This window comes from Streptomyces sp. NBC_00193, from assembly GCF_026342735.1.
GTDB lineage: Bacteria > Actinomycetota > Actinomycetes > Streptomycetales > Streptomycetaceae > Streptomyces > Streptomyces stoeckheimensis.
This window is the reverse complement of the sequence record NZ_JAPEMM010000002.1, coordinates 1,373,374-1,397,412: the sequence shown is the minus strand read 5'-3', so window position 1 is coordinate 1,397,412 and position 24,039 is coordinate 1,373,374. Positions and strand designations below refer to the sequence as shown.

General features: G+C 73.0%; 18 protein-coding genes, 1 tRNA gene and 1 pseudogene. 6 read left to right on the top strand and 14 right to left on the bottom strand.

Annotated elements, in window-relative coordinates; translation table 11 throughout:
- Positions 1-132: 132 nt before the first annotated feature.
- Positions 133-220 (top strand) — tRNA-Leu (locus OG898_RS34465).
- Positions 221-376: 156 nt separating this feature from the next.
- On the top strand, positions 377-754 hold the full coding sequence (locus tag OG898_RS34460; protein WP_284716150.1) for a DUF4440 domain-containing protein: 378 nt from the start codon (positions 377-379) through the stop codon (positions 752-754).
- A gap of 77 nt (positions 755-831) precedes the next feature.
- Here OG898_RS34460 and OG898_RS34455 read toward each other — a convergent pair whose 3' ends face one another.
- The 7 genes from OG898_RS34455 to OG898_RS34425 all read right to left on the bottom strand — a co-directional run bounded on the left by OG898_RS34455 (position 832) and on the right by OG898_RS34425 (position 8,589).
- Entirely contained in the window at positions 832-1,974 is a 1,143-nt protein-coding gene (locus tag OG898_RS34455; RefSeq protein WP_266962468.1) for an agmatine/peptidylarginine deiminase, read from the bottom strand.
- A gap of 100 nt (positions 1,975-2,074) precedes the next feature.
- Complete coding sequence (locus OG898_RS34450) at positions 2,075-2,914, bottom strand: ABC transporter ATP-binding protein (RefSeq protein WP_250740720.1); 840 nt, start codon at positions 2,912-2,914, stop codon at positions 2,075-2,077.
- Positions 2,911-3,948 (bottom strand): ABC transporter ATP-binding protein, encoded by a 1,038-nt coding sequence (locus OG898_RS34445; protein WP_266962465.1) that lies wholly within the window; start codon positions 3,946-3,948, stop codon positions 2,911-2,913. The genes OG898_RS34450 and OG898_RS34445 overlap by 4 nt, the downstream gene beginning before the upstream one ends.
- Positions 3,945-4,799, bottom strand: coding sequence for an ABC transporter permease (locus OG898_RS34440; protein WP_266962463.1), 855 nt, complete (start codon positions 4,797-4,799; stop codon positions 3,945-3,947). The genes OG898_RS34445 and OG898_RS34440 overlap by 4 nt, the downstream gene beginning before the upstream one ends.
- Positions 4,796-5,755 (bottom strand): ABC transporter permease, encoded by a 960-nt coding sequence (locus OG898_RS34435; RefSeq protein WP_266962461.1) that lies wholly within the window; start codon positions 5,753-5,755, stop codon positions 4,796-4,798. The genes OG898_RS34440 and OG898_RS34435 overlap by 4 nt, the downstream gene beginning before the upstream one ends.
- Positions 5,752-7,461 (bottom strand): ABC transporter substrate-binding protein, encoded by a 1,710-nt coding sequence (locus tag OG898_RS34430; protein ID WP_266962459.1) that lies wholly within the window; start codon positions 7,459-7,461, stop codon positions 5,752-5,754. The genes OG898_RS34435 and OG898_RS34430 overlap by 4 nt, the downstream gene beginning before the upstream one ends.
- A 114-nt stretch (positions 7,462-7,575) precedes the next feature.
- Positions 7,576-8,589, bottom strand: a complete 1,014-nt coding sequence (locus tag OG898_RS34425; protein ID WP_266962456.1) for an agmatine/peptidylarginine deiminase — start codon at positions 8,587-8,589, stop codon at positions 7,576-7,578.
- Between the two features lie 253 nt (positions 8,590-8,842).
- On the opposite strand from OG898_RS34425, the gene OG898_RS34420 reads away from it, so the two are divergent.
- Positions 8,843-9,415 (top strand): TetR/AcrR family transcriptional regulator, encoded by a 573-nt coding sequence (locus OG898_RS34420; RefSeq protein ID WP_250740730.1) that lies wholly within the window; start codon positions 8,843-8,845, stop codon positions 9,413-9,415.
- A gap of 72 nt (positions 9,416-9,487) precedes the next feature.
- Positions 9,488-9,706 carry an N-acetyltransferase gene (locus OG898_RS34415; protein ID WP_266962729.1) on the top strand — a complete coding sequence of 73 codons (219 nt, stop codon included), beginning with the start codon at positions 9,488-9,490 and terminating at the stop codon, positions 9,704-9,706.
- A 16-nt stretch (positions 9,707-9,722) separates the two neighbouring features.
- Here the strand turns inward: OG898_RS34415 and OG898_RS34410 are convergent.
- The 5 genes and pseudogenes from OG898_RS34410 to OG898_RS34390 all read right to left on the bottom strand — a co-directional run bounded on the left by OG898_RS34410 (position 9,723) and on the right by OG898_RS34390 (position 17,115).
- Positions 9,723-11,055, bottom strand: a pseudogene (locus OG898_RS34410) (amidohydrolase family protein).
- 80 nt (positions 11,056-11,135) lie between these two features.
- Positions 11,136-11,894: an urease subunit gamma gene (gene ureA, locus OG898_RS34405; RefSeq protein WP_250740732.1), complete on the bottom strand. Its 759-nt coding sequence runs from the start codon at positions 11,892-11,894 to the stop codon at positions 11,136-11,138.
- Between the two features lie 37 nt (positions 11,895-11,931).
- Positions 11,932-13,149, bottom strand: coding sequence for an agmatine/peptidylarginine deiminase (locus OG898_RS34400; RefSeq protein WP_266962453.1), 1,218 nt, complete (start codon positions 13,147-13,149; stop codon positions 11,932-11,934).
- Between the two features lie 92 nt (positions 13,150-13,241).
- A complete protein-coding gene (locus OG898_RS34395; RefSeq protein ID WP_250740736.1) occupies positions 13,242-13,826 on the bottom strand; it encodes a TetR/AcrR family transcriptional regulator in 585 nt (194 codons plus the stop codon).
- A 61-nt stretch (positions 13,827-13,887) separates the two neighbouring features.
- Positions 13,888-17,115, bottom strand: a complete 3,228-nt coding sequence (locus tag OG898_RS34390; protein WP_266962450.1) for an NACHT domain-containing NTPase — start codon at positions 17,113-17,115, stop codon at positions 13,888-13,890.
- Between the two features lie 122 nt (positions 17,116-17,237).
- Between OG898_RS34390 and OG898_RS34385 the strand changes: the two genes are divergently transcribed.
- On the top strand, positions 17,238-19,001 hold the full coding sequence (locus OG898_RS34385; RefSeq protein WP_266962448.1) for a serine/threonine-protein kinase: 1,764 nt from the start codon (positions 17,238-17,240) through the stop codon (positions 18,999-19,001).
- 22 nt (positions 19,002-19,023) lie between these two features.
- Here the strand turns inward: OG898_RS34385 and OG898_RS34380 are convergent, their stop codons facing one another.
- Both OG898_RS34380 and OG898_RS34375 read right to left on the bottom strand, forming a co-directional pair.
- Positions 19,024-20,952 (bottom strand): IclR family transcriptional regulator C-terminal domain-containing protein, encoded by a 1,929-nt coding sequence (locus tag OG898_RS34380; protein WP_266962445.1) that lies wholly within the window; start codon positions 20,950-20,952, stop codon positions 19,024-19,026.
- Complete coding sequence (locus OG898_RS34375) at positions 20,949-21,476, bottom strand: sigma-70 family RNA polymerase sigma factor (protein ID WP_250740740.1); 528 nt, start codon at positions 21,474-21,476, stop codon at positions 20,949-20,951. The genes OG898_RS34380 and OG898_RS34375 overlap by 4 nt, the downstream gene beginning before the upstream one ends.
- 313 nt (positions 21,477-21,789) lie before the next feature.
- Between OG898_RS34375 and OG898_RS34370 the strand changes: the two genes are divergently transcribed.
- A complete protein-coding gene (locus tag OG898_RS34370; RefSeq protein WP_266962443.1) occupies positions 21,790-23,985 on the top strand; it encodes a hypothetical protein in 2,196 nt (731 codons plus the stop codon).
- Positions 23,986-24,039: the final 54 nt, after the last annotated feature.

Genomic DNA, 24,039 nt, shown 5'->3' with positions numbered 1-24,039 from the left:
CCGTGTCCCGGGCATGCCCGCAGGTCAGCGCGGCGCGTCGAACTCGGCCCGGGCGAAATACCTGGTCGGAACCCCGCCGAACCTTTGCTATTGTTGTCCATGTCGCCGCGGGAAACCGGGGCCGACCACCTGGTCCGGGTGGCGGAATGGCAGACGCGCTAGCTTGAGGTGCTAGTGCCCTTTATCGGGCGTGGGGGTTCAAGTCCCCCCTCGGACACCAGCAGGACCCCAGCTTCGGCTGGGGTCTTTTGCGTTTCCGGGCCCTGGCCGTACCGGGCCATTGCCCTCGTGCCCGGGGGTAGGCGAAGATCGGCCGGGAATCTTCGCCCTCGGGAGGGTATGCGTGTCCGAAGTCAAGGCCGAGCTGGACCGGTTGATGGGTGTCTTCCTCGGCGCGTTCACCAATGCCGGAGGCGGGCGGCCGGATCTGGGCGCCGTCCGCGAGGTGTTCATCTCCCAGGGGATGATCATCAAGAACATCGGGGGCGACCCCGTGATCTACGACCTCGACGGCTTCATCGAGCCGCGGGAGAAGATCCTCACCGACGGGACGCTGACGGAGTTCCGCGAATGGGAGGTCGCCGAGCGGACCGAGGTCTTCGGCTCGATCGCGCACCGGTTCAGCGAGTACCGCAAGTCGGGATACCTCGACGGAACCTGGTTCGAGGGCTCCGGGCACAAGACCACCCAGTACGTGCGGACGCCCGACGGCTGGCGGATGAGCGCGATGGCCTGGGACGACGTCGCCCCGTAGGGCCGTGGGGCCGCGGTCCCGCAGGAACGGAACCGGCCCCCCGCGGACAGCGGGGGGCCGGACGGGTGGGGGAGCGGTTACGCGACCGGCTGCTGCTGGGTCACGCAGTGGATGCCGCCGCCGCCCCCGCCGAGGCTGTCGGTGTTGAGCTGCACGACGACCCGGCCCGGGAAGAGCTGCTGGAGGGTGGCCTTGGCCGCCGCGTCGGCCCGGGTGTCACCGAACTGCGAGGAGATCACCGCGCCGTTGCACACGTAGTAGTTGGCGTACGAGGCCACGAAGTCGGGGTTCGTGGAGCGGATCTTGTTGTAGTCGGGGCCCTGGAGCTTGGTGACCGCGATGGGGCTGCCCTGGGCGCTCGTGGAGGTGGACAGGATCTGGTACTGCTCGCGCGCGTCCTTGGCCCAGATGTCGTTGTCGCTCGCCAGCGGCATCTGGACCAGGGCCCTGCCCGCTTCGAGGAACCGGGACGTGGCGTCGACGTGGTCGTCGGTGATGTCCTGGCCGGAGATGCCCTTGAACCAGATCACCTTGGACGCGCCGTAGGCGGCGCACATGCCCGCCTCCAGCTGCGCCTGGCTCATGTTGGGGTTGCGGTTGGAGTTGATGAGGGAACTGCGCGTGGCCATGAGCGTGCCGGCGCCGTCCGTCTCCACCGAGCCGCCCTCGCCGACGAACGAGGTGGTGCCGAACGCCACTCCGGCGTAAGCGGCGACACGGCCCGCCACCAGGGCGTCCTTGGCGTGGCTCTGCTTGTTGCCCCAGCCGTTGAAGTTGGTGCCGAACGCGTCCAGGCCGCCCGCCCCGTTGGTGCGGAACACCGGGCCGGTGTCACGGATCCAACAGTCGTCGACGGGGATCGAGCTGATGACGGTGACCGACGTCCCGCAGGCACTCTTCGCCTTGGAGACGCTCGCCGGGTTGGCGAGCATCACGACCGGTTCGTACTTCGCGATGGTCTTCGCGATGAGCGCGATGTTCGCCTGCACCCCCGAGAGCTTGTTGCCCCAGATGGAGGTCCGGTCGGGCCACGCCATCCAGGTCCGGGTGTGCCGGACGGTCTCGCACGGGACGGCGAAGGCCCCGGCGGCCGCGGCCGACGGCCGTCCGGCCGCGAAGGCCTGCCCGCCCACCGATGCCAGTGCGGCGCCCGCGGCCGTGAGGCCGGCCGCGGCCAGGAACCCTCGTCTGTCCAGCTTCCCTACGACGTGCTCGTTCATCTCTGATCTCCGATCAGTCAACCGTGGATGCGCGAATTGCGTGGAACGGGTGAACGGGTGAACCGATGGGCCGCGGGCGCCGACGCACCCGCGGCCCCCCTCACAGGGCGCGGCGCGCGGCGGCGATGCTCCTCGGGTCCCACCCCGGGCGGGGTACGGACTCCAGGAGCAGGCGCGTGTAAGGGTGTTGGGGGTCGGCGAGCACCTGTTGCGTCGGACCCGACTCGACGATCCGGCCGCTCCGCATGACGATCACGTCATCGGTGACGCAGCGCACGACGCCGAGGTCATGAGTGATGAACAGGTAGCCGATGCCGGTCTGTTCGCGGATGTCGAAGAGCAGGTTCAGGATCTGCGCCTGCACCGAGACGTCCAGGGCGGCCACCGCTTCGTCGAGGACGAGGACGGCCGGTTCGACCGCCAGCGCGCGGGCGATCGCCACGCGCTGGCGCTGTCCTCCCGACAGCTGCCGGGGCAGCGCGTCCGCCTCGCGGGAGCCGAGGCCGACCTGGTCGAGCAGTTCGGTGATCCGGCGCGCGTGGTCGGCACCGGGGAAGTGCAGGGCGAGGGTCTCCCGCAGGGCCGCGCCCACCGTGGTGCGCGGGTCCAGGGACAGGAAGGGGTCCTGGAAGACCATCTGGACCTCGCGGGCCCGCGCGAGCCGGCGCGCCTTGCCGCGCGCGTGGTCGCCGCGGTCGCGGCCCTGGATCAACACCCGGCCCTCGTCCGCGTGTTCCAGACCCACCACGATGCGGGCCGTGGTCGTCTTGCCCGAACCGGACTCGCCGACGATGCCCAGGGAGCCGCCCTCGGCCAGCCGGAAGGACACGTCGTCCACGGCCCGGACGCTCCCGTAGGTCCGGTGCAGGCCCAGGACCTCCAGGACGGTCTTCGCCGTGCCCGCAGTGGGGACGGCGCTCATTCCAGTAGCGGTCGTCATGGGTGGAGTTCCTTCCGCTGTGTCCCCGTCTGCCGGCTCCCCGCCCGATCCCGTTCGTGTTCCTGCTCGGCGATCAGCTCGCCGTGGTGGCAGGAGGCGAGCCGGCCGGGAGCCCCGGCGACCGGGAGCAGGGCCGGGGCCTCCCGCGTGCACACGTCGGTCGCGAGCACGCAGCGCGCGGCGAACGGGCAGCCGCTCAGCTCCTCGCGCAGGCTCGGCGGCCGGCCCTCGATCGCGGCGAGCCGCCCGCGGGGCGCGTCCAGGCGGGGTGTGGAGTTCAGCAGGGCCGCCGTGTACGGGTGACGGGGGCGGGCGAACAGCTCGGCGGCCGGGCCCGTTTCCACGATCCGGCCCGCGTACATCACGTACACCCGGTCGCTGATCGCGGCGGCGAGGCCGAGGTCGTGCGTGACGAACAGCAGCCCCGTTCCGAAGCGGTCGCGCAGCTCGCCGAGGAGGCCGATCACCTCGGCCTGGGTGGTGACGTCCAGTGCCGTGGTGGGTTCGTCGGCGAGGATCAGGGCCGGATCGCCCATCAGCGCGGCCGCGATCACGACCCGCTGCAGCATGCCGCCGGACAGTTGTCCGGGGTACTTGCGCAGCGCGCCCGCCGTGAGGCCGACAGCCTCCAGCATGGCCACGGCCCGGTCCTCGGCGACCGCCTTGGTCGCCTTGGCGTTCAGCCGCAGGCTCTCGGTGAGGAAGTCACCGACGCGGCGCATCGGATTCACCGCGGCCCGCGGGTCCTGGAAGATCATCGCCGCCGTGCTGGTGCGCAGCACGCGCAGCCGGCTCGGCGACATGGTCAGCACGTCGTCCCCGGCCACCCGCACCTCGCCCTCCGTGCGGGCCCCTTCGGGCAGCAGCCCCAGCACGCTGCGCGAGGTCAGGCTCTTGCCCGAGCCGGACTCGCCGACCAGGGCCACGGTCTCCCGGGGGCCGACGGTGAGCCCGACGCCGTCCAGGACGGGCCGGACGGCCCCCGGCAGGTGCAGCCGCAGGCCCTCGATCTCAAGGGTGTTCATCAGAGTCATCGCGCCCTCCGGGCTACCTTGTCGGCCCAGGCCTCGCCGACGACGTTGAAGGCGACCACGGTCAGCACGATGGCCACGCAGGGCACGATCGCGGAGAGCGGATAGCCGGCCTGGATGGCGGCGTTGCCGTCGAAGACCATGCGGCCCCAGTCGGGAGTCAGGGCCGGTACGCCCAGCCCGAGGAAGGCGAGGCCGGCCAGGTCGATCAGGGCGTAGCCGAAGTTGATCGCGGACTGCGCGAGGACGACGGGCATGACGGAGGGGACCACGTGGCGCAGGCAGATCTGAGCCCCCGAGTGTCCTTGCACGCGGTACGCCTCCACGTACGGGCGGGCGCGCTCGGCGAGCACGAGGGAACGGGTCAGCCGGCTGACGTACGGCAGGTAGGCGATGGCCAGGGCGATGACGGGGGCGAGCAGGCCCTCGCCGTAGACCGAGACGATCAGGATGGCCAGCAGCATGCCGGGGAAGGCGAAGACCAGCTCGGTGCTGCGGGAGAGCACCGAATCCAGCCAGCCGCCCCGCCAGGCGGCGGCGGTGCCGATCGCCACGCCGACCGCGGTGGAGAAGGCGACCACGCCGAGCGGACCGAGGAGCGAGGTACGGGCGCCCAGGACCAGCCGGGAGAAGGTGTCGCGCCCGGAGGCGTCGACACCCAGGAGGTGATCGGCCGAAGGGCCCGCGAGGGCGTTGGCCAGGTCGACGGAGTTGGGATCGTAGGGCGCGATCCAGGGGGCGAGCACCGCGACGAGGACGACGACGGCGACGAAGCCCGTACAGAACAGGGAGAGGGGGGCGCGGGAGGTCCGGAGCCGGGCGAGGCCCGGCCGGCGCACCAGGACGGAGCTCACGAGGCCTTCTTCGCGGGGCCGAGGGTGACCCGGGGATCGACCAGCGGATGGAGCAGGTCGACGACGAGGTTCACCGTCATGAACAGCGCGACCATGATGAGGGAGATGGCCTGCACGGTGGGGAAGTCCTTGGTGGTGGTGGAGAGTTCGAGGAGCTGGCCGATGCCGCCCACGCTGAAGGCGGACTCCACCAGGACGGTGCAGACCAGCAGGGTGGAGACGATGAGCCCGCCGGTGGTGAGCACGGTGCCCAGCGCGTTGCGGAAGACGTGCCGCCGGACGACCTGGCTCGCGGACACGCCGCGGCTCCGGGCGACGGTGACGTGCTCCTGGCCGAGGACTTCGAGCATCGCGGCCCGGGTGACCCGGGCGAGCATGCCGATCAGGTAGAGCGCCAGGGCGATGGCGGGCAGGGTCAGGTGCCACAGCATCTGCCCGAAACCGTCGCCGGCCCCGCCGGTGGGGAACCAGCCCAGCTTGACGGCGAACAGGCCCTGCAGCAGCACCGCCGCCACGAAGGACGGGGTGCCGATGGCGACGGTGGTCGTCACCAGGATCGCGGAGTCGGCCTTCCCGCCGCGGACGGCGCCGATCCAGCCCAGGAGCAGCCCGAACACGAGGACCAGTACGAGCGCCATCGAGATCAGCATCAGGGTGTTGGGCAGCCGGTCCGCCAGCAGCCGCGACACGTCCGTGCGGTAGGTGATCGAGCGGCCGAAGTCGCCCTGCACCACCTGGCCGAGCCAGTTCACGTACCGCACGGCGAAGGGGTCGTCCAGGTGGTAGTGCTCGTTGATCGCCTGCAATGCCTCCGGGGAAGCCGAGCGGCCGCCCAGGAGGAAGCTCGCCGGATTGCCCGGAGCCAGGTACAGCGCGCCGAAGATCACGAAGGAGGCGCCGAGCAGGGTGGCGGCCATTTCGGCCAGCCGCCGTACGGCGAAGCGCAGGAAACTCATCGCGCGGCCGCCCCGATGTCTGCGGCCCACGGGGAGTACAGGTAGGAGATGGTGGTGGGCGCGCCGGTGATCCGCTTGTTCAGGAAGACCGCGGTCGGCCATTCGGCGACCGGGATCCACAGGACCTGGTCGGAGGCCTTCTTCTGGAGTTCGGCGGCCGCCGAGTAGCGCTTGGCCGGGTCGGACTCGGCCCGTGCCTTGTCGGTCAGCGCGTCGTAGGCCTCGTCGCTGTAGCCGGCGTAGTTCTGGTAGGCCCCGGTCTGGAAGTTGCTCAGCAGGTCCATCGGGTCGGTGATGGAGTCGTAGTACGTCTCCGGGAACATGTCGATGCCCTCGCGCGCCGCCGGGTCGGTGAACAGCGCGGTGAAGGCGTTCGGGGCGATGGTCTTCAGCTCGATCTTCAGACCGATCTTGGTGCCGGCGTCCTGGATCGCGGTGGCCAGTACCGAGACGTCCTGGCCGATGGAACTGGTCGCCACGGTCAGCGTCTTGCCGGTGGCGCCGGCCTCCTCGATCATCCGCTTGGCCGCTTCGACGTTCTGGTCGGGGGACGGCAGGGTGTCGAAGGCGGACGCGCGGACGGCATCGGGGGCGCCGGCCCAGATCGCCTTGGTGGTGAGCGAGCTGGTGACGGTGCCGGCGCCGCCCAGGCCGGCCTTGACGAAGCCGCGGCGGTCCAGGGCCAGGGACAGGGCCCGGCGCACGCGGACGTCGCCGAGGGCGCCCTTCATGCTCGTGACGTTGACGTTGACGGTGCTGAGGCCCTCGCCGAAGTAGAGGGTGCCGGCGCCGCTCGCGCGCAGCCGGTCGTAGCTCTCGGTGGGGATCAGGTAGCCGCCGTCGGCTCCGCCGGTCAGCAGGGCGTTCGTCCGGGCGTTGGGGTCGGTGAGGAAGGTGAAGACGGCCTTGCCGGACTTGGCCTTGGTGCCCCAGTAGCCGTCGAAGCGCTGGAGCTCGATCGACTGGCCCTTGTTCCAGGTGCCGAGCTTGAAGGGGCCGGTGCAGTCCAGGCTGCCGGTGGTGCCGTAGTCCTCGCCCGCCTTCTCCACCCCGGCCTTGGAGGCCACGACGCCGGCGGCGGTCGCCATGTACTGGGGGAACTGGGAGTCGGGCTGCTTCAGCTTGACGGTCACCTGGAGCGGGCCGGTCTTGGTGACGGTCTCGACGTTGGAGAAGTTGCTGTTCCAGGCGGCCCCGTTCGCCGGGTCCATCTGGCGGCCCAGGCTGTGGACCACGTCGTCGGCGCTCATCGTGCCGCCGTCGTGGAAGCGCACGCCCGGGCGCAGGTCGTAGACCCAGGTCAGGTCATTGGGGTTGGTGGCCTTCTCGGCCAGTCCCGGAGCCATGGTGAGCTGCGGGGTCCACCGCATCAGGCTCTCGCACACGTTCGACAGGATCGTGTTCGCCGGGTAGTCGAAGGCCGATATGTAGTCCAGCGTCGGCGGTTCCGCGTACACGGCCCAGGTGAAGGAGTCGATCTCGCCCGCGGCGGCGGGGGTGCCGGCGGACAGCTTGAAGGCCACGTCCTTGCCGCTCCCGCCGCCCTTGGGCGGCCCGGAACACGCGGTGACCAGGCTGAGGGCGGCCAGCGCGGCGACGGGCAGCGCGGACCGGCGGGCGGTGGAGCTACGGGCGGTGGAGGCGCCACCGGTGGCGGCGGGGCCGGCGGACCTGGCGGCTCTGGACCAGGGAAGGGATCTGGGCATCGGTGCTCTCTCTTCCATGCGGGGCGGGGAGGTACGGGCAGGCGGCGAGCGGGTCGGGGAGGGGAGGCTCGGGTGCGGGCCGCCGGCCCGGGCACGGCGAAGGGGGCGAACCGGTCAGGCGGTGCGGCCGGCCGCGGGGATCTGCTGGGTGATGCAGTGCACGCCGCCACCGCCGTACGCGATCACGCGCGAGCGGACTCCGACGACCTTGCGGCCGGGCAGCGCGGACGCGATGACGGCGAGCGCGCCCCCGTCCTCGGAGGTGCCGGCGATCGGGACCACGACCCCGCCGTTGGCGATGTAGAAGTTCAGGTAGCCGACCTCGGTCTCCTTGCCGTCGACCTCGACGAGGTTGCTCTGCGGCAGGTCGATGATCGTGAAGGGGCGGCCGGCGGCGTCGGTGGAGCCCTCCAGGACGGCGCGGTTGACGCGCATGCGCTCGTAGTCGGGGTGCGCGGGGTCGCTCGGGAGCTGGACGACGACGGTGGCGGGGGCCACGAAGGCGCAGACGCCGTCCACGTGCCCGTCCGTCTCGGTGTCCAGCAGACCGCCGTACGGCAGCCAGATCACCTTGGTGACACCGAGGCGGGCGATCAGCTCGGCCTCGATCTGCTCCTTGGTCATGTCCGGGTTGCGGTTCGGGTGCAGCAGGCACTGCTCGGTGGTGATCAGCGTGCCCTCGCCGTCGACCGTGATCGCGCCGCCCTCCAGGATCATCCGGGAGTCGATCCGGTCCACGTCCATGCGCTCCAGCAGGGCTGCGGCGATCTTGTCATCGGTGTCCCACGGGAAGTGCTTGCCGCCCCAGGCGTTGAAGCGGAAGTCCACGCCCGCCCGGCTGCCGTCCTGCCCGAGCACGAAGATCGGTCCGGAGTCCCGGAACCAGGAGTCGTCCAGCGGGAGCTCGATCACCTCGACGCCCTCACCGCACAGGGTGCGGGCCTCGTCGCCGCTGCCGGGCAGGGCGACCATGGTGACGGGCTCGAATTCCGCGATCGCACCGGCGACCTGGGCGTACTCGACCTTGACCTCGTCGAAGACGTCGCCCCACAGCTCCTGCCGGGTCGGCCACGCCATCAGACAGCCCTCGTGGTCCGTCCACTCGGCCGGCATGCGGAAACTCGTCATGATCCACTCCTGTTTGAAAATTCAGTCAGTGTTTGTAAGGGGTGCCCGCATCCTCCACCGAACTGAAAATTCAGTCAATGGTTCTGGCCAAGCTGATGCGGAATCGGTCACACCGCGTGTCGAACACGGCGCGAAAGGCTGTGGAGGGGCCCCTGAATCGGCACGATCACGGCGTTACCGCCGGAAACGGGTGCCTGATGTTACGGTCAGGAAAAGCCCCAGGTGACGGACTCGACGGGTAGAGTGACCCTTCGTGTCAGACCGTCGAACGGAAATACTCAGAGCCGCCACGCGAGTGATCGCGCGACGCGGCGTGCGCGGGCTCCGGGTGGGGGAGCTCGCCGCCGAAGCGGGCGTGTCCACCTCGCTGATCTACTACCACTTCACCGACCGCGCCGGAATCCTGCGCCGCACGCTGGAGTTCATCAGCGACCGTGCCGAGCGCTACACCGCCGAACGCGAGGACGGCCCGGACGAGCCGGAGAGCCCTCGCGACGAGCTCAAGCGGACCCTGCTCCTCGAACTCCAGGAAACCCCCGAGGTGCGGGAGAACAGCACCGCCTGGGGCGAGCTGAGGGCCAGCGCCGTATTCGACTCCGACCTGCGCGAGGACGTGGCCAAGGCCACGCACAGCTGGGTCCACGAGATCTCCTACCTCCTCGCCCAGGCCCGCCCCACCGGCACGGCCCCCGAGCACGCGGCCGCCGCCGAGCGCCTCACGGCCCTCCTCGAAGGGCTCAGCGTCCGGTGGCTGAGCGGCTCGCTGCCCCTGGAGCACGCCCGCCGGCTCCTCGCCGACGCGATCGACGGGGAACTGGGCGTATAGCGGTCATGGATCAAGAGACGGGCGGCGCGGCCGCCGGAGTCGTGATCGTCGACGCCCTGGAGCGGCCGGGCACTGACCGCCGCGCTCGTCGAGGACGCCCGCAGGGCCGGGATCGAGGTCCTCACGCTGGATGCGCGGGGCGACAACACCCGGGCCCTGCGGCTCTACGCCTCCCTGGGCTTCACCGAGTACGGGCGGCTGCCCCGCTTCGTCGCCGTCGGCGAACGCCGCTACGACAAGGTCTTCTGCATGCTGGACCTCCGCCCGCAGGCCCCGGGGGACACGCCCTAGCTCCGGTCGACATGCCCTAGAGGAAGTAGAGCCTGCCGAGGGGGATGGAGTCGGCCGGCTCGGAGACCAGCGGCTCCCCGTCGAGCGACACCAGGCCCGTGCCGGGATGGACGTCTACCCTGCCGGTACGGCTGTTGCGGAGCATGTGCTTCGGCCCGATGCCCCGGGTCCCGCGGACCGCCACGCGGCGCCGCCGGGTGGGCATCATGTCCCCGTTCCGGACGGCCGCTTCCGCGACGAACGCCACGGATATGTCGGCCGCGGTGGCCCCGTACGCACCGAACTGCGCTCCGAGGACCAGCGGTTCGCACCGGTCGGTCGAGGCGTTCGGGTCGCCGGTGACCCCGTACGCCGGGAAGCCGCCCTTCAGGACCAGTTGGGGCTTGGCGCCGAAGTACTCCGGCCACCACATCACCAGGTCCGCGAGCTTGCCGACCTCGATGGAGCCGATCTCGTGAGCCAGGCCGTGGGCGATCGCCGGGTTGATGGTCAGCTTCGCCATGTAGCGCACATTGCGCTCGTTGTCGTCGCCGCTCTCCGCGGTGCCGTAGGAGCCCTCGCGCCGCAGCCCTCGATGTGGAAGGCGTGGATGGTCCGGCCGTCCAGCACTCGCAGGGTGTCCTCGAGGGACAGGCATTCGTTGAGGCCGTCGCTGTGCAGGGCGACTTGTACGTCGTGCTCCTCGGCGACGCGCAGGGCGGTGTCCAGGGCGCGGGTGTGCGCGCCCATGTCCTCGTGGACCTTGAAGCCGCTCGCCCCGCCTTCGGCGAGGGCCTCGATCAGCGGGGCCGGGTCCGAGGAGGAACCGCGGGCCAGGAAGCCGATGTTGACGGGCCAGGCGTCGAAGGCGTTGAAGGCGTGCTTCAGCGCCCACGGGGAGTTGACGCCGACCGCCCATACGGGGCCGAACTCCTGGCCGATGATCGTGGTGACCCCGGACGCCAGGGAATCCGCGGCGAGAGCAGGTGGACGTGGGTGTCGACGGCCCCGGCCGTGACGATCATGCCCTCGCCGGACACGATGGTCGTTCCCGTGCCGACCGCCACGTCGACCCCGTCGAGGGTGTCGGGGTTGCCGGCCCGGCCGATGGCGTGGATGCGCCCTTCGCGGATGTCGATGCTCGTCTTGCGGATGCCGAGGACGGCGTCGATGACCAGCACGTTGCTGATCACCACGTCGCAGGTGCCGCGGACGGCGGCGGCCTTCAGGTGCAGCCCGTCGCGGGCCGTCTTGCCGAAACCGGCCAGGAACTCGTCCCCGGGCTTCTGGGAGTCCGACTCCACCCGGACGATGAGCCCGGAGTCACCGAGCCGGATGCGGTCGCCCGCCCGGGGGCCGTGGACGGCCATGTAGTCGTGCGGGTCGGTGCTGTCCGCCGGGGCCGCGCCCGGGCGGCCGTGGCAGCCCGCGGAATCGAAGACGCTGCCGCTCATGCCTGCTCCTGTTCCTGCTGCTCGTGGGCCCGGGCCCGGCGCTGCGCCCCGTCGGGCGCCTCTTCCTCGTATGCGGTGAGGTACCCCGTGGCCCGGGCCTTGGCCAGGGCGGCCTCGCGCGCCCCGGGTGCGTCCAAGGGGCCGTCGACGAGACCGGCGAACCCGATGGCCACGCGCGCCCCGCCGATGGGCAGCAGCTCCACCAAGACGGTGGCTCCGACGTCGAAGCGGACCGAGGAGCCCGCCGGTACGGCGAGCCGGGTGCCGTAGGCGGCGGCGCGGTCGAAGGCGAGGCGGGGGTTCGACTCGAAGAAGTGGAAGTGCGAGGTGACGCTGATGGGCACGCTCGCCGTGTTCCGCACGGCCAGCCGCACCGTCGGCGCGGCCGGACCGTAGCCCGCACCCTCCCCGGGCAGGCCGGCGCCGGGGGCGTCGGCCCCGAGCGAACCCTCCTGCCGGAAGGGGTCGTCGATGACACAGAGCCTCGTACCGTCGTCGAAGACGGCCTCGACCTGGATCGAGGTGACCACGTCGGGCACCCCCGGCAGCACCTCGTCGGCACGGAGCGCGAGGCGGCCGGCCTCGACGGCCTCGGCCAGTCTGCGGCCGTCCCGCGCCGCCTCGCACACCGTGTCGGTGATCAGAGCGGTGGCCTCGGGAACGTTGAGCTTCACGCCGCGCGCGCGGCGGGCCCGGGCCAGTTCCGCCGCCGTGAAGATCAGCAGCCGGTCCCGCTCGGTGGGTGTCAGTCGCATACGGCCTCGTCTGTGAGGGGAAGGGCGGGCGGCGGCCCTACGGGCGCGGTTCGGCCATCGTGGAGCAGTGGATGCCGCCGCCCCCGGCCATCAGCCGGTCGACGTCGAGCTGCACCACGGTCCGGCCGGGGAAGGCGGCCGCCAGGGCCCGCTTCGCCGCCGCGTCCTTCGCGGAGTCCCCGAACTGGGCGGTGATGACGGCCCCGTTGACCACGTGGAAGTTCATGTACGAGTCGACGAACTCGGGGTTCTTCGAGCGCGTGGTGTCGGGACCGTCGACCTTGATGACGGTCAGTCGCCGGCCCCGGGCGTCCGTGGCCGCGGAGAGGATCGAGAACTGCTGCCGGGCATCGCGCGCCCAGATGTCGTCGCGGCCCGCCGGCGGCACCTGGACCATGACCACCCCGGGTCGGATGAAGCGCGAGGTCACGTCGATGTGGTCGTCGGTGATGTCCTTGCCCTTGATGCCCGGCACCCAGATCATCTTCTCGGCGCCGTACGCGTGCAGAACGGCGTCCTCGACCTCGGCCCGGCTCCAGCCCGGGTTGCGGTTCTTGTTGACGAGGCTGCTCTCCGTGGCCATCACGGTCCCGTCGCCGTCGGTCTCGATCGACCCGCCCTCGCCGACGAAGTCCGTCTTGCTGAAAGGGAGATGGGCCTCGTAGGCGACGCTCTCCGCGACGTGACGGTCGTAGGAGTGGGCCTGCTTGTTGCCCCAGCCGTTGAAGTTCAGGCCGATCGCGTCGATCCCGCCGCGGCCGTCCCGGCGGAAGACCGGTGCGATGTCGCGCATCCAGAGGTCGTCGGTGCCGATGGCGGTGGTCACGGTCACGCCCGGGCCGCACCAGGAGCGGGCGGTGGAGGCGGTGTACGAGTCCGGCGCGCACATCGTGACGGGCTCGTAGCGCGCGATCGTCTTCGCGATCAGCGCGATGTCCTCCTGGACCCCGGCCAGTGCACGGCCGCCCCAGATGGAGGAGCGCGAGGGCCAGGACATCCAGGTGCGGGTGTGGGGGACGTCGTCGTGGTCCACCCGCCAGCGCTGCACCGCCGGGCTCGGCGCCCGGAGCGCCCCCGGCGCCGCGGCGGCCGCGGTACCGAGGGCGACCCCCGCCGCTCCGAGTCCGGCGGCCCCCAGGACACGCCTGCGGGAGGGGGCGGAGCCGAAGAGCCGGCCGAGGAGGGAGCGGCTGTCGTCGGGGGAGTCGTGCATGGGTGAGCCTCCGGAGCAGGTGGGGGTGCCGAGAGCGGCCATGACCGGACTCTGTCACTGACTGAAAATTCAGTCAAGGCGCGAGGCGTGCGTGATCCCTGCCGAGGGCGGGGACCTCGTACGAGGCCTGCGGCTCAGGCGGTGCGGGAGAGGCGGTCCAGTTCGGCGGCGATGGACGACACCATCAGCTCGCGGGCGTGCGCGAGGGGCAGGCTGCCGCTGAGCCAGCGCGAGCTCAGCCCCTCCACCAGGGCGGTCAGCCGCTCGGCGGCACCGGAGAGGGCGGCGGCCGGGGCCATGGGGCGGGCCTGCCCGAGCAGCTCGCCCACTTCCTGGATCCACACGCGGGTGGCGCCGGCGAGGTCTTCCCGCAGGTCGGGGTCGAACACCGCGCTGGCGCGCAGCTCTCCCCAGGCGGTGCTGTTCTCCCGTACCGCCGGGTCGTCCTGGAACTCCAGCAGGAGCGTCTGCTCCAGCTCGCCCAGGGCGTCGAGCGGCGGATCGGAGGGGTCCCGCTCCGTGGTGTACCGGCCGGCGCGGTCGTTGATGAACTCCAGGGTGGCGCGGAGGATCCCCGCGCGGTCCTTGAAGTGGTAGTAGATCAAGGCCGTGGACACGCCCGCCTCGGCGGCGAGCTCCTCCACGCGCAGGCCGCGGACGCCGCGCCGGGCGATGACCCGCGCGGCGCCTTCCATGATTGCCGTTCGACGATCAGCCACGGTCCGACACCTTACCGGGCGGTTCCCGGCACTCGCGCGGACAGGGTGACCGAAAGTCCGGTCAGTAGTCGCTGTGGACGAAGATCCGGGAGGGCAGCGTGGCGAGACCGTCCAGCTGGGCCGGAGACATGCTGATGCGGAAGTCCTCCAAGGCGTGCGCACCTGCCAGTGGGACGACGTCGACGGTGCCTGCCAGAGCCGCCTTTCCCCAGAACGCGCATTCGGTGAGGCGGGGGAAGGTGTGGGGCAGGATGTCGATGATCTTCTGTGCGCCGAGTGCGTCGTCGATGCCGCTCACGTCGAGATGCGTGAGTTCCGCCAGGACGGTGTCGGACGGGAGGACGTCGAAGGAGGCCGCCCCCAGGGTGAGCCGGGAGAGCGCCTGAAGGGAGGAGAACTCCTGCCAGTCCTCGGCCGTCGCAGAGCCGGAGAACCCGAGGGATCTGAGCAGGGGGAAGCGGCCGATCCCCTTGAGTTCGAACCGATGGGGGAAGTGGCTGAACATCTGGAGGTTCTCGAGGGGAGCGTGCGGAGGGAAATCGGCCGGCGACCAGCTCTCGAGCTCCACGGCGGACACCGAGAGGCTGCAGAGGTCGGGCAGCTGCCACAACGGACCGAGGTCCACGTCCGTGGTGATGCCGATGAACAGGTTTCGGAGGGGGAGCGCGGTGAGCGGGGAGAGATCGGTGACCGGGCTGCAGTGGAGAGCGGTGAACGTTTCGAGGCGGGTCTGGCCCTCCAGGAACGACAGGTCCGGCAGGTCGCGATCTTTGAGCTGCAAGCTCGTCAGCGCGTGCCGGGAGAGGTAGGAGGCGAGTACCTCCCACGAGGGGTCGCCCCTGACGTCCAGGGATTTCACGGATACCCCCAGCCGCTCCAGGAGGCGCACCTGCTCATCGGACGTGACGGTGAAATCCAGGTCCTCCGGGTTCAGTCGCGCGATGATCTCCTCCGCGTACCGCGCGGTGTCGAAGCGCGACCAGGCCCACACGAGCTGACTGCGGACCCTGAGGGGTGATTCCCGTTCGGCGGCGTACCGTGCCAGGAACGGAATCGTGGCGTCGGACACGACGTGGGAGGCCGCGATGACCACGTGGCGCGCCGCGTCCGCCGAACCGACGGCGTCCGGGCCGGGTAGCAGGTCCAGGATCAGGGGACCCACTTGTGCCAGTGCCCGGGCCTCGTCCTCGTCGTTCGGCGGGATCAGTCGGGCGGTGCGTTCCTCCACGGCCGCGCGGACGGCCGGTTCCAGCGTCGTGGCGTGCTCCAGGCAGGCCGCGGCGAGGAGGTAGACGCGGAAGCGGATGCGTTCCTCCTCGGTGCCGTCGCCGAGGGCCAGCATGTCCTGGAAGAGGGTCACCCGCTCGCGCGGCCGGGCCAGGGCGACCGCCATGCGGATGACGTCCTCCCACTGGTCGTCCGCGGCGTGCGCCGCGAGCAGCCCGAAGTCGCCCTCCTCCACCGCCGCCCGCGCGCCCAGGAAGTCCTGGAAGGTGCGGTGGATGAAGTCCACCGTGTCGGGGGCCGACTCGCGGAGCAGGCCGCTGCGCTGGAGGAAGTGGTCGAAGACGGCCGGAGCGTCACCCAGCGCCGCCGCCTCCGGGACCGCCGGGAGGGCCCGGCCGATGATGGCTTCGGCCTGGGAACGGTCCATCTCCGTACGGCCGTTCTTGATCAGCCAGTACGCGAGCCGCTGGAGGAGTTCGAGCTGCGGCTCTTCCCGGAGGTCGGGGACGTCCATGTCCCGCTCGCGGTCCCGGCGGCTTACCAGCATGGACAGCGCGGCCTCGTACAAGTCCTTCCGGCCGTACGGGAGATAGCCCCGGCGGTCGCGGTGGAGCGCGCAGATCAGGCTGCACATCAGGGGGTTGGTGGCCAGCCTGCCGAGGTCGGCCTTGGCACCGACTGCGGCGAGGAGCTGTGCCTCGTACGCGTCGAGTTGGGCTGTCTCGGCTGCGGATTCGGAGCCGTCGCGGGCGGCCGCGTGCCAGCGCCTGATGAAGGTGGCGGTGTCGGAGCGCCCCATGGCGGACAGCACCAGTTCGCCGAACCCCTCCTCGGCCAGCCAGTCCTGGCCCACGGCCGACGGGCGCGAGGTGACCAGCCAGCGGTTGCCGGTGGCGTCGTACGTGTCGATGAGGTCCCTCAGCCAGCGGCGGGTCCGCTCCCGCTCTGCCTCCGGTACCTCATCGATGCCGTCCACGAGGACCAGCCCCCGCCCGGCGGTGAGCACCCGGTGTTCCCATCCGACGGGCTGGGAGCCGGCGAGGGGGCAGCCGATGGCGGCCAGGAAGTCCTTGGGGGCCGGCAGGCGCTCGCCGTGGCGGGTGAGGGTGCGGAGCGGGAGCACGAAGGGGATCCGGTCGCGGAGGTACGCGGGCCGGTCCGGGCGGTCCTGCTGCGCGGCGGTGACCGCCAGCCACTGGACGAGCGTGGTCTTCCCGGAACCGGCCTCGCCCCGCAGGAGGACGCGGGGGGTGCGGGCCAGTGCCTGGTCCGCGGGCTGGGGTTCCCGGGTCCGCTGCACCGCGAGGAAATCGTCCGCGGTCTCGTAGGCGTCCCAGGAGATCTCCGAGCGCCCCAGCGGCGCCGCCTCCAGGCTCAGGTACGCCACGTCCAGCGGCCAGCGCGTGGGTGAATTGCTCAGGTCGATGCCGTAGATGGTGAGCTTGGAGTGCTTCTTCGCCACGTAGGGGAGGTACGTCGCCTCGAACGCCGCGTCCGCCGCGTCGGGGAGCGGGGTGCGGCGGATCAACTCGTCCGTCTTCGCCGTCAGTTCGTGGACCGCACGGGTCTGGCCGACCAGGGCGCGGGCCGTGAAGGTCTTGCGCTGGGTGAAGAACTCCAGGATGTGCAGGGAGGCGACGCCGAGCAGGGCCTCGTAGAAGTGTGTGGCGTCGGCGGAGAGGTGGCGCTCCGGGCGGTCGGCCGCGCGGCGCAGTTCGCGGGCGAAGGCCTCCGGGCCGAGGCGGACGGCGTCGACGTCCGTGATCGTGAGGTCGCCGAGGGCGTGCAGGGTCGCGGCGAGGGCGTCGGTGACGGCGTTCTCCTCGTCCGCCGGGATCCGGCGTTCGCCCGTGCTCAGGGCCTGCTGGACCAGGGTGGCGGCCAGGGTGCGCACGTCGGACTCGGTGAGGGTGCGCTTCTCGCCCTTGAAGGAGACGTACCCGGAGAGCCGTACCGGCTTGTCGACCAGCCCCGCCCCGGGGGCGTCGGCGACGAAGAACTTCCTGACGAGCGGCCCGATCACGGCCGTCGCCAACTTGAGCCCGATGGCTGTGGGTTCCACGTGTGCCCCCCGTAGAGCTGTGCCGGTGCCGCCCGACGCGATTCTAGAGTGCGCCGGGCTCGGACCGTTGGGAGAGCGGGCTACGGCATCATGGCCCGTGGAACGGCTGAGGGGGGATCGCGGTGGCACAGGACGAGGTGCGCGGCAGCGTCGTGGTGGCCGGGCGGTACCGCCTGGAGGACCGGCTGGGCCGGGGCGGGATGGGTACCGTGTGGCGGGCCACCGACGAGCTGCTCGGGCGTCCGGTCGCCGTCAAGGAACTGCACGTGGGCGAGGGCGACGGGGACGGTGTGGCCGCGGGGGCGCTGCGCGAGGCGCGCGCCGTGGCGCACGTGCGCCACCCCCATGTCGTCGTGGTCCACGACGTCGTCGAACACGACGGCCGTCCCTGCATCGTCATGGAACTGGTCGACGGCGGTTCGCTCGCCGACCTGGTCTCCGCGGGGAAGACCCTCACTCCGGTCGAGACCGCCAGGACCGCACTCGCCCTGCTCGGCGCCCTGACCGCGGCGCACGGCCGGGGGGTGCTCCACCGGGACGTGAAGCCCGCCAACGTCCTCATGGAGGCGGGGACCGGCCGGGTGGTGCTCACCGACTTCGGCATCGCCCGGTTCTCCGGGGCCACCACCATCAGCGAGACGGGCGCCTTCGTCGGCTCGCCCGAGTACACCGCTCCCGAGCGGATGCAGGGAGCCGCGGCCGGGCCGGCCGCCGACCTGTGGTCGCTCGGCACGCTCATGTGCACCGCGCTGACCGGGGAGTCCCCCTTCCGCCGCGATTCGCTGGGCGGCGTCCTGCACGCCGTCGTGTCCGGGGAGATCCGGACGCCCGCCCAGGCCGGGCCGCTCCTGCCGGTCATCCGGGGGCTGCTGGAGCGCGACCCGGAGCGGAGGATGGCGGCGGCCGAGGCGGACCGGCTGTTGTCGGCGTACCTGTCGGGCGGCAGCCCGGTCGGGTCGGCCGGGCGGATGACCGTACCCGTACCCGTACCCGTACCCGTACCCGTACCCGCGAGCGGTCCTGCGGATGTGGGCCGTGTGCCCGTACCCGCCGACCGTGTGCCCCTGCCCGCCGGCGGGACGCCCGCATCCGTGCCCGCGGACGGCGCCGCCCCCGCCGCCGGATCCACGCCCGCGCCGGGGTACGAGGGGCTGACGGCCCCGGCCGTGGCTCCGCGCCCGACGGCCAGGCAGCGGGTCGCCACCCGGCGGGGCCTCGGCCTCGGGGTGGTCGCGGCCGTCGTCGTCCTGGTGGCGGGCGGGGTGGTGGTGGGAGCCGACCCGCTGCGCTCGCTGTTCGGAGTGGTGGAGGAGCACGGGGGGACATCGAGCGCGCCGGTGGCGCCCGGCGGCTCCGCGAGCCCGCCCGTGACCCCGGGCGGGGGCGGCTCCACGCCGAGTCCGGTGAGTGTGGCCCCGGGCGCGCCGCCCTCCGGGTACCGGACCTTCGCCGATCCGCAGGGCTTCGCCATCGCCGTGCCCGAGGGGTACCAGCGGGCCACCGACGACCAGCGGGTCTTCTACGTCTCCCCGGACGGGGCCTTCCGCGTCGGGATCCGGGTGAAGATGCCGGTGCCCGGCGGTCCGCTCGGGGTGATGCGGCAGGCCCACGCCAAGGGCCCGGACACCAACCCCGGTTACCGCGGCGGCACGGTCGTCTCCACGACCCACCACGAACTCCCGGCGGCGCTGTGGGAGTTCACCTGGAACGGCTTCGACCCGGCCGAGGGGCCCCGGCACACCTACGACCTCTGCTGGGACCAGAACGGCCGGATGTACGACATCTGGGTCTCCGCCCCGGTGGACGAACTGGCCGCGGCCAAACGGCACTTCGACACCGCCGTGGCCACCTTCGTCCCCGGCGCACCCGGGTCCGTCACCCCCTGATCCCGCCTTCCCGGGGCCCCGGTCAGGTGCGCAGCACCACCAGCCCGTCCTGACCGTCGGCCGTCCGCAGGCTGCCCGGGACCAGTGGGCCGTAGGTGCGCGGGAGCGCCAGGCCCGGGGCTCCGTCGCCCTGGGGGGCGTCGAAGAGGTATGCCGCCTCCGAGGCGCTGTCGCTGACCAGGTGCGGCCCGTCCGCCCCGCCGGTGGCCCGTGTGAGCGGGGTCCGGAAGACCCTGCGCAGCTGGCGCAGGGTCTCCGCCGTGACCGGCACGGGCATCGGCTGCGGTTCCGGCTCCGGCCGGCGTTCCGGACCGCAGGCCCCCGCCGCTTCCTCCGCGCGGTCCGCGCCGCCCGTCGCCTCCGTGCCGTCCGGCGGGATCGCCCCCGCCAGCAGCAGCGCCAGGAGCACCGGAACCGCCTTCAGCCGGAGCGCCTCGGTGGCCCGGCCCAGCCGGTGCGCGTGCCCGCCGGGCAGGGACAGGGCGAGGCTGCCCGCCGCGTCGCCGAGCGCGAGGGGGACCGCCGCGCACACCACGCCGGGGGCGTACTCGCGCAGGTCGAAGACGGGGGCGCCCGGGGCCACCGCGTCGAGCGCGCTGAACAGGGCCCGGCTGTCGGTGATGGTCCGCTCGGTGAGCCGGGCGGGCCGGTGCCGGGCCACGTGGTCGGCGCGGCCGTCGTGGTCGAGCTGGCTCAGCAGGCACTTGCCCACCGCGCTGGCGTGCGCGGCGTCCCGGAAGTCCACCCACTCCCGTACCGGCGGGGCGCCGGGACCGTCCGCCATCTGGGTGATCCGGACCTCCCCCTCCGCGTACCGGCTCAGGTACACGGCCGCACCCGCGCTGTCCCGCGCCAGGGCCAGCGTGCGCTGCAACTGGCCCGCCAGCCCCCGGCCGCCCGGGGCCGCGAGCCGGTCGAGGGCCGGCCCCGGGGCGTAGACCCCGACGCCGGAGCGGTACGCGTACCCCTCCTCGCAGAGCATCGACAGCAGCGGCCGGAGCTCCGCCTCGGCCAGACCGGCCTCCCGCCCGAGCCGCCCGGCCCGTACGCCGAGCGGCCGCCGCTGCAGGACCCGTACGACGGCCAGGGCGCGCCGGGCGGCCGCCAGGGCCTCGCCCCCGCCGGGCTGGACCACGGTCCCGCGGGCCGCGGCCGTCAGCGCGGGGTGGCGCAGCGGGCCCGAACCCAGCCGGCCCGCCCCCGGCCGGGGCGGCCGCACCGGAGCGGCCGGCGGCCGGAACGCGTCCAGCGCCCGGGACACCCCGGGCCTGGGCAGCGGCACCGGGCCCAGGTCGGGGTCGTCGAGCTGGTCGACGTAGCGCAGGACGGCCGCCTGCGCGCACAGCCGTACCTCGCGCAGCTCCCGCCGCCCGCTCGGCCGGAAGCGGCGCCGGCCCAGCTCCCGGGCCCAGACCCGGGCGTCGTGGTGCTCGCCGCGCCGGGAGTGGTCGAGGAAGAGGCAGTACGCGGCGTGCGCGGTCCGGCTGCGCCCGGACCCGGCGGCGAACTGCCACCAGAACCGGGCTCCTTCGCGCAGTCCGGCCAGGTGCAGCAGACAGCCGAAGACCACGGCTCCGGGCAGGTCGGCGTGGCCGCCGCTCTCGAAGGCGTCGAGCCGCTCCCGGGCCCCCGTGGCGCACACGGAGGCCAGACAGGCGGCCTTGAGGTCGCGTCCGGCCCGCTCGGAGTCCAGCGGCAGGTCGCGCAGGGGGTCGCTCCAGCCCAGCGTGCGGCGCCGGGCATGGGTTCCGCCGCGCCTGGGAGCCGGGGCGGGGAGCGGCTTCGACCCGGCGGCGGTGAAGTCGGCTCCGCGCAGCAGCCGGGCCTCCGCCGCGCCCAGGTCGTAGTGCGGATAGCGGTCGCGCACGCTCGCCCGGGCCAGGAACTGCTCCAGGGAGCGCGGGAGTCCGCCGTCCTCGCGGCGGATTCCGCGGCTCGTGTTGCGGTTCATGACTCGGCCGAGGTGTCGAGCAGGCGGGCGAGCCGCCGCTGGGCCTGGCCGAGCTGCGAGCGGACCGTGGCCTCGTCCACACCCATGATCGCGGCGGCTTCGCCGGGGGTGCACTGGAGCCCGTACCGCAGCAGCACGGCGTCGCGCTGCCGTTCGGCGAGCCGGGAGACGGCGGAGTAGAAGCGGATGGTGTCGGTGAGCACCTCGTACTGGTCGGCTTCCGCGTGGGCCTGCTTGAGCGCTGCCTCGAAGGCACTGGTGTCCACCGGCTCCGGCCCGGGGCCGCGGCGGAACTGCCGGTCGATCAGGCGCTGTTTGAGGACGGTCCACGCGTAGGCGTCGAGCCGGTCCATGTGCAGCATCCGCAGCCATTCGCACATGATCGAGTCGAAGGCGGCGTCGACCGCTTCCTCGGCCGCCGCGTCCGAGCCCAGCTGCAGGTACGCGAACCGCATGTAGGCCGGGCGCCGGTCGGCGTGGAAGGCCCAGTACGACAGGCGTGCCGTCGCATTCCACTGGCTCATGGGCGCCGGCCGCCGTCGCCGGCTCGGCAGACCCACGGCTCCGCCACCGGACTCCTCCGGAAGACCGCTGCCATCGCTCACCGCTCCACCCCATCCCGTGTGCGGGGCAAGGAAATCAGCGCGGGCGCACTCGGAGGGCGCAGAGACGAAAGCTGGAAGAATTACGTTCGGTGATGATCGCGTGATGATCGATGTCGATCGCACGCGCGCCCAACCAGCGCAAACGCATATGCCGTTCTCCTGTGCGTTCGTTTCGCGCCCCGCCGGAGAGCACGGCGTGTGACCATCCCAAGATTCACTCGTTTGTCGGAGAGTGGGCACAACACAGCGATTCGGCTCCACCGCCGTGGAGCAGGCCGAGGCCGTCCTCGTCGAGCACTACCCCCAACTGGTACGGCTCGCCTACGTGACGCTCCCGGTCACGCTCGGCCGCCATACCCGGGTCCTCCTCGCGCACAAGGCGGTCCAACGGGCCCTGCCGCGCGGCGGGCTCGGCACTGCACAGCCGGCCCCGGCCGGTCCCGACGGGCCGGGCGGCCCCCTGGCCCAGGTGCGCGTACGGGTCCTGCGCGCGAGCCTCGCTCCGTCCGGCCGGGCCCGACTCGCCGCGGCCGGGCTCGGGTGGCCGCCGGTGCCGCCCTTCGTCTGGGGGCTGCGGCTGTGGCCCCCGGCGGGCGGGATCGACGAGCCGGCCCGGGTGCTGGGTGCGGCCCCGGGGCCGGTCCGGGCGGCGTTCGTCCTGCACGGCATGGACGGCCTGCCCGAGGAGGCGGTGGCCAGGCTCCTCGGCGCGGCGGGGGTCGCCGACCCGGCGGACGCCGTGCGCGAGGCGCTGGCCGCTTGGCGGGAGTGGGCGGGCGGTGCCCCCGGACCCCTGGGGGCGGGCACCGGGCCGTGGACGGGAGCGGCGCCGTCGGCGGCGGGACCGCACGCCGTGCGCGACGGTGTTCCGGCGGCGGGGCGCGGACCGTGGGCCGGTTCCGGTTCCGGTTCCGGTTCCGGATCCGGAACCCGTGCGGGGGAGGCCGGTGGGGAAACGCTCCTGCGGGGGCCGGGCGGCGTCGCGTTCGATGCCGCCGTGGTCAGTGCCCGCCCCACCGACCTGCTGCGCCGGCGGCGCCGGACCCGGGCGGGCTGGACCGCCGCGGTCGCGCTGGTTCTGGCCGCCGGGATCCTCGCGGCCGACGGGTCGGCGCCCCGCCCCGACGCGTCGCCGCTCGCCGGACCGGCCGCCGCCGGGGCGCTGGACCCCGCCCGGCTGGTCCGCGTGCCCGCCGAGGCCTGGGCGGACACCGCCCGCGTCGACTTCACCGCCTGGCCCGCGCGCGGCGCCCGCACCGCCGACCGGGGTCTGCTCGCCCGCGCCCTGGCGGCCTGGGCGGCCCGGCCCCGGGAGGTGGCGGTGACGGCCGCACCGGGGACGGCCACCGACGCTCCGCTGCGCGCGCCGCAGCTGCTGTACGCGGGGGACGTCGCCGGGCGGGCGGTCGTGCTGCTGCTCGACGGGGACCGGGTGGTCCGCTACGGCGAACCGGCGGACGGCACCGCCGGGCCGCGCGGCCGGGAGCTCGACTTCGCCCGTACCGACGAGGCGAACGTGACCACAGCCGCCGCGCTGACCCTGAGCCGCTCCCCGGAGAAGGGGGAAGAGAACGGGGACGGGAAGGGGAGCGGGAACGGCAGCGCGGACGGGGGCCGGGCCCGGTACCTGCTCGCGCCGTGGATCGCCCGGGCCGGCACCCGCGACCTGCTCCGGACGGGGGAGGGGACCACGCCCCTGGCGGTCTCCGCCGACGGGGTCACCGAGGAGACCGCGGTGCCCCGTACGGGCGACGCCGGCGGAGCCTGCGCCGCGTGGCCCGTGCTGGAGCTGACCTCCTCCGCCCGCATCGTGGAGAAGCACGCCTTCGTCCTCGCCGACCTGGGCGCACTGACTCCCGTACACCTGACCTACACGCCGCTGCCCGACGGTCCGGGCGCGGTGGCGGCACGCCAGCCGCGCGAGGCCACCGGCCCGGCCGCGCGGGCGGCGTGGGCGCCGGTCGCCTGCCGGCTGCGGGAGTACCGCGCCGGCGGGGTACGGGCCGTCAACATCTGGGACTTCGCCGGCTCCGACCTCCCCGACGGCGCGGGCCGGGCCGTCTGGACCTGCACCCGGGCCTCCGGCTGGGCCGGCCCGGGCGACGTCCTGGTCCAGCTGCGCCTGCCCGCCGGGGCTCCGCAGGACGTGGCGCGGTCCCAGGGGACCGCGGCGTGCGGACGGTTCGGGCAGCACCTGCTCGCGGGCACCCGGTGGAGGTCGCCGGCCGGCCGCTGGTACCTGCTGGCGGCCGGCAGCCGCGAGGTCGCGGGCATCACGGCGGCCGGCGCCGTCCGCGCGGAGGTCGCCGGCCGGACCCTGGCCGTCCCCGTCGCCGGTCCGCAGGGCCCTGCGGCCACCCTGACGGGCAGGCTCGCGAGCGGGGTCCGGATCACCGCGATCGACGGCGCCCGGGGCGGCCGCGACTGACCGCCCGCCGCCGTGTCCCACGGGGGTGGACGGCGGTTCGGCTGCTGCCCGGCC

What these genes read in the sequence shown, in the direction of transcription:
- OG898_RS34460 (WP_284716150.1), top strand. Translation starts at nt 377, where the DNA reads ATGGGTGTCTTCCTCGGCGCGTTCACCAATGCCGGAGGCGGGCGGCCG.
- OG898_RS34455 (WP_266962468.1), bottom strand. Translation starts at nt 1,974, where the DNA reads ATGAACGAGCACGTCGTAGGGAAGCTGGACAGACGAGGGTTCCTGGCC.
- OG898_RS34450 (WP_250740720.1), bottom strand. Translation starts at nt 2,914, where the DNA reads ATGACGACCGCTACTGGAATGAGCGCCGTCCCCACTGCGGGCACGGCG.
- OG898_RS34445 (WP_266962465.1), bottom strand. Translation starts at nt 3,948, where the DNA reads ATGACTCTGATGAACACCCTTGAGATCGAGGGCCTGCGGCTGCACCTG.
- OG898_RS34435 (WP_266962461.1), bottom strand. Translation starts at nt 5,755, where the DNA reads ATGAGTTTCCTGCGCTTCGCCGTACGGCGGCTGGCCGAAATGGCCGCC.
- OG898_RS34430 (WP_266962459.1), bottom strand. Translation starts at nt 7,461, where the DNA reads ATGCCCAGATCCCTTCCCTGGTCCAGAGCCGCCAGGTCCGCCGGCCCC.
- OG898_RS34425 (WP_266962456.1), bottom strand. Translation starts at nt 8,589, where the DNA reads ATGACGAGTTTCCGCATGCCGGCCGAGTGGACGGACCACGAGGGCTGT.
- ureA (WP_250740732.1), bottom strand. Translation starts at nt 11,894, where the DNA reads ATGCGACTGACACCCACCGAGCGGGACCGGCTGCTGATCTTCACGGCG.
- OG898_RS34400 (WP_266962453.1), bottom strand. Translation starts at nt 13,149, where the DNA reads ATGGCCGCTCTCGGCACCCCCACCTGCTCCGGAGGCTCACCCATGCAC.
- OG898_RS34380 (WP_266962445.1), bottom strand. Translation starts at nt 20,952, where the DNA reads ATGAACCGCAACACGAGCCGCGGAATCCGCCGCGAGGACGGCGGACTC.
- OG898_RS34375 (WP_250740740.1), bottom strand. Translation starts at nt 21,476, where the DNA reads ATGAGCCAGTGGAATGCGACGGCACGCCTGTCGTACTGGGCCTTCCAC.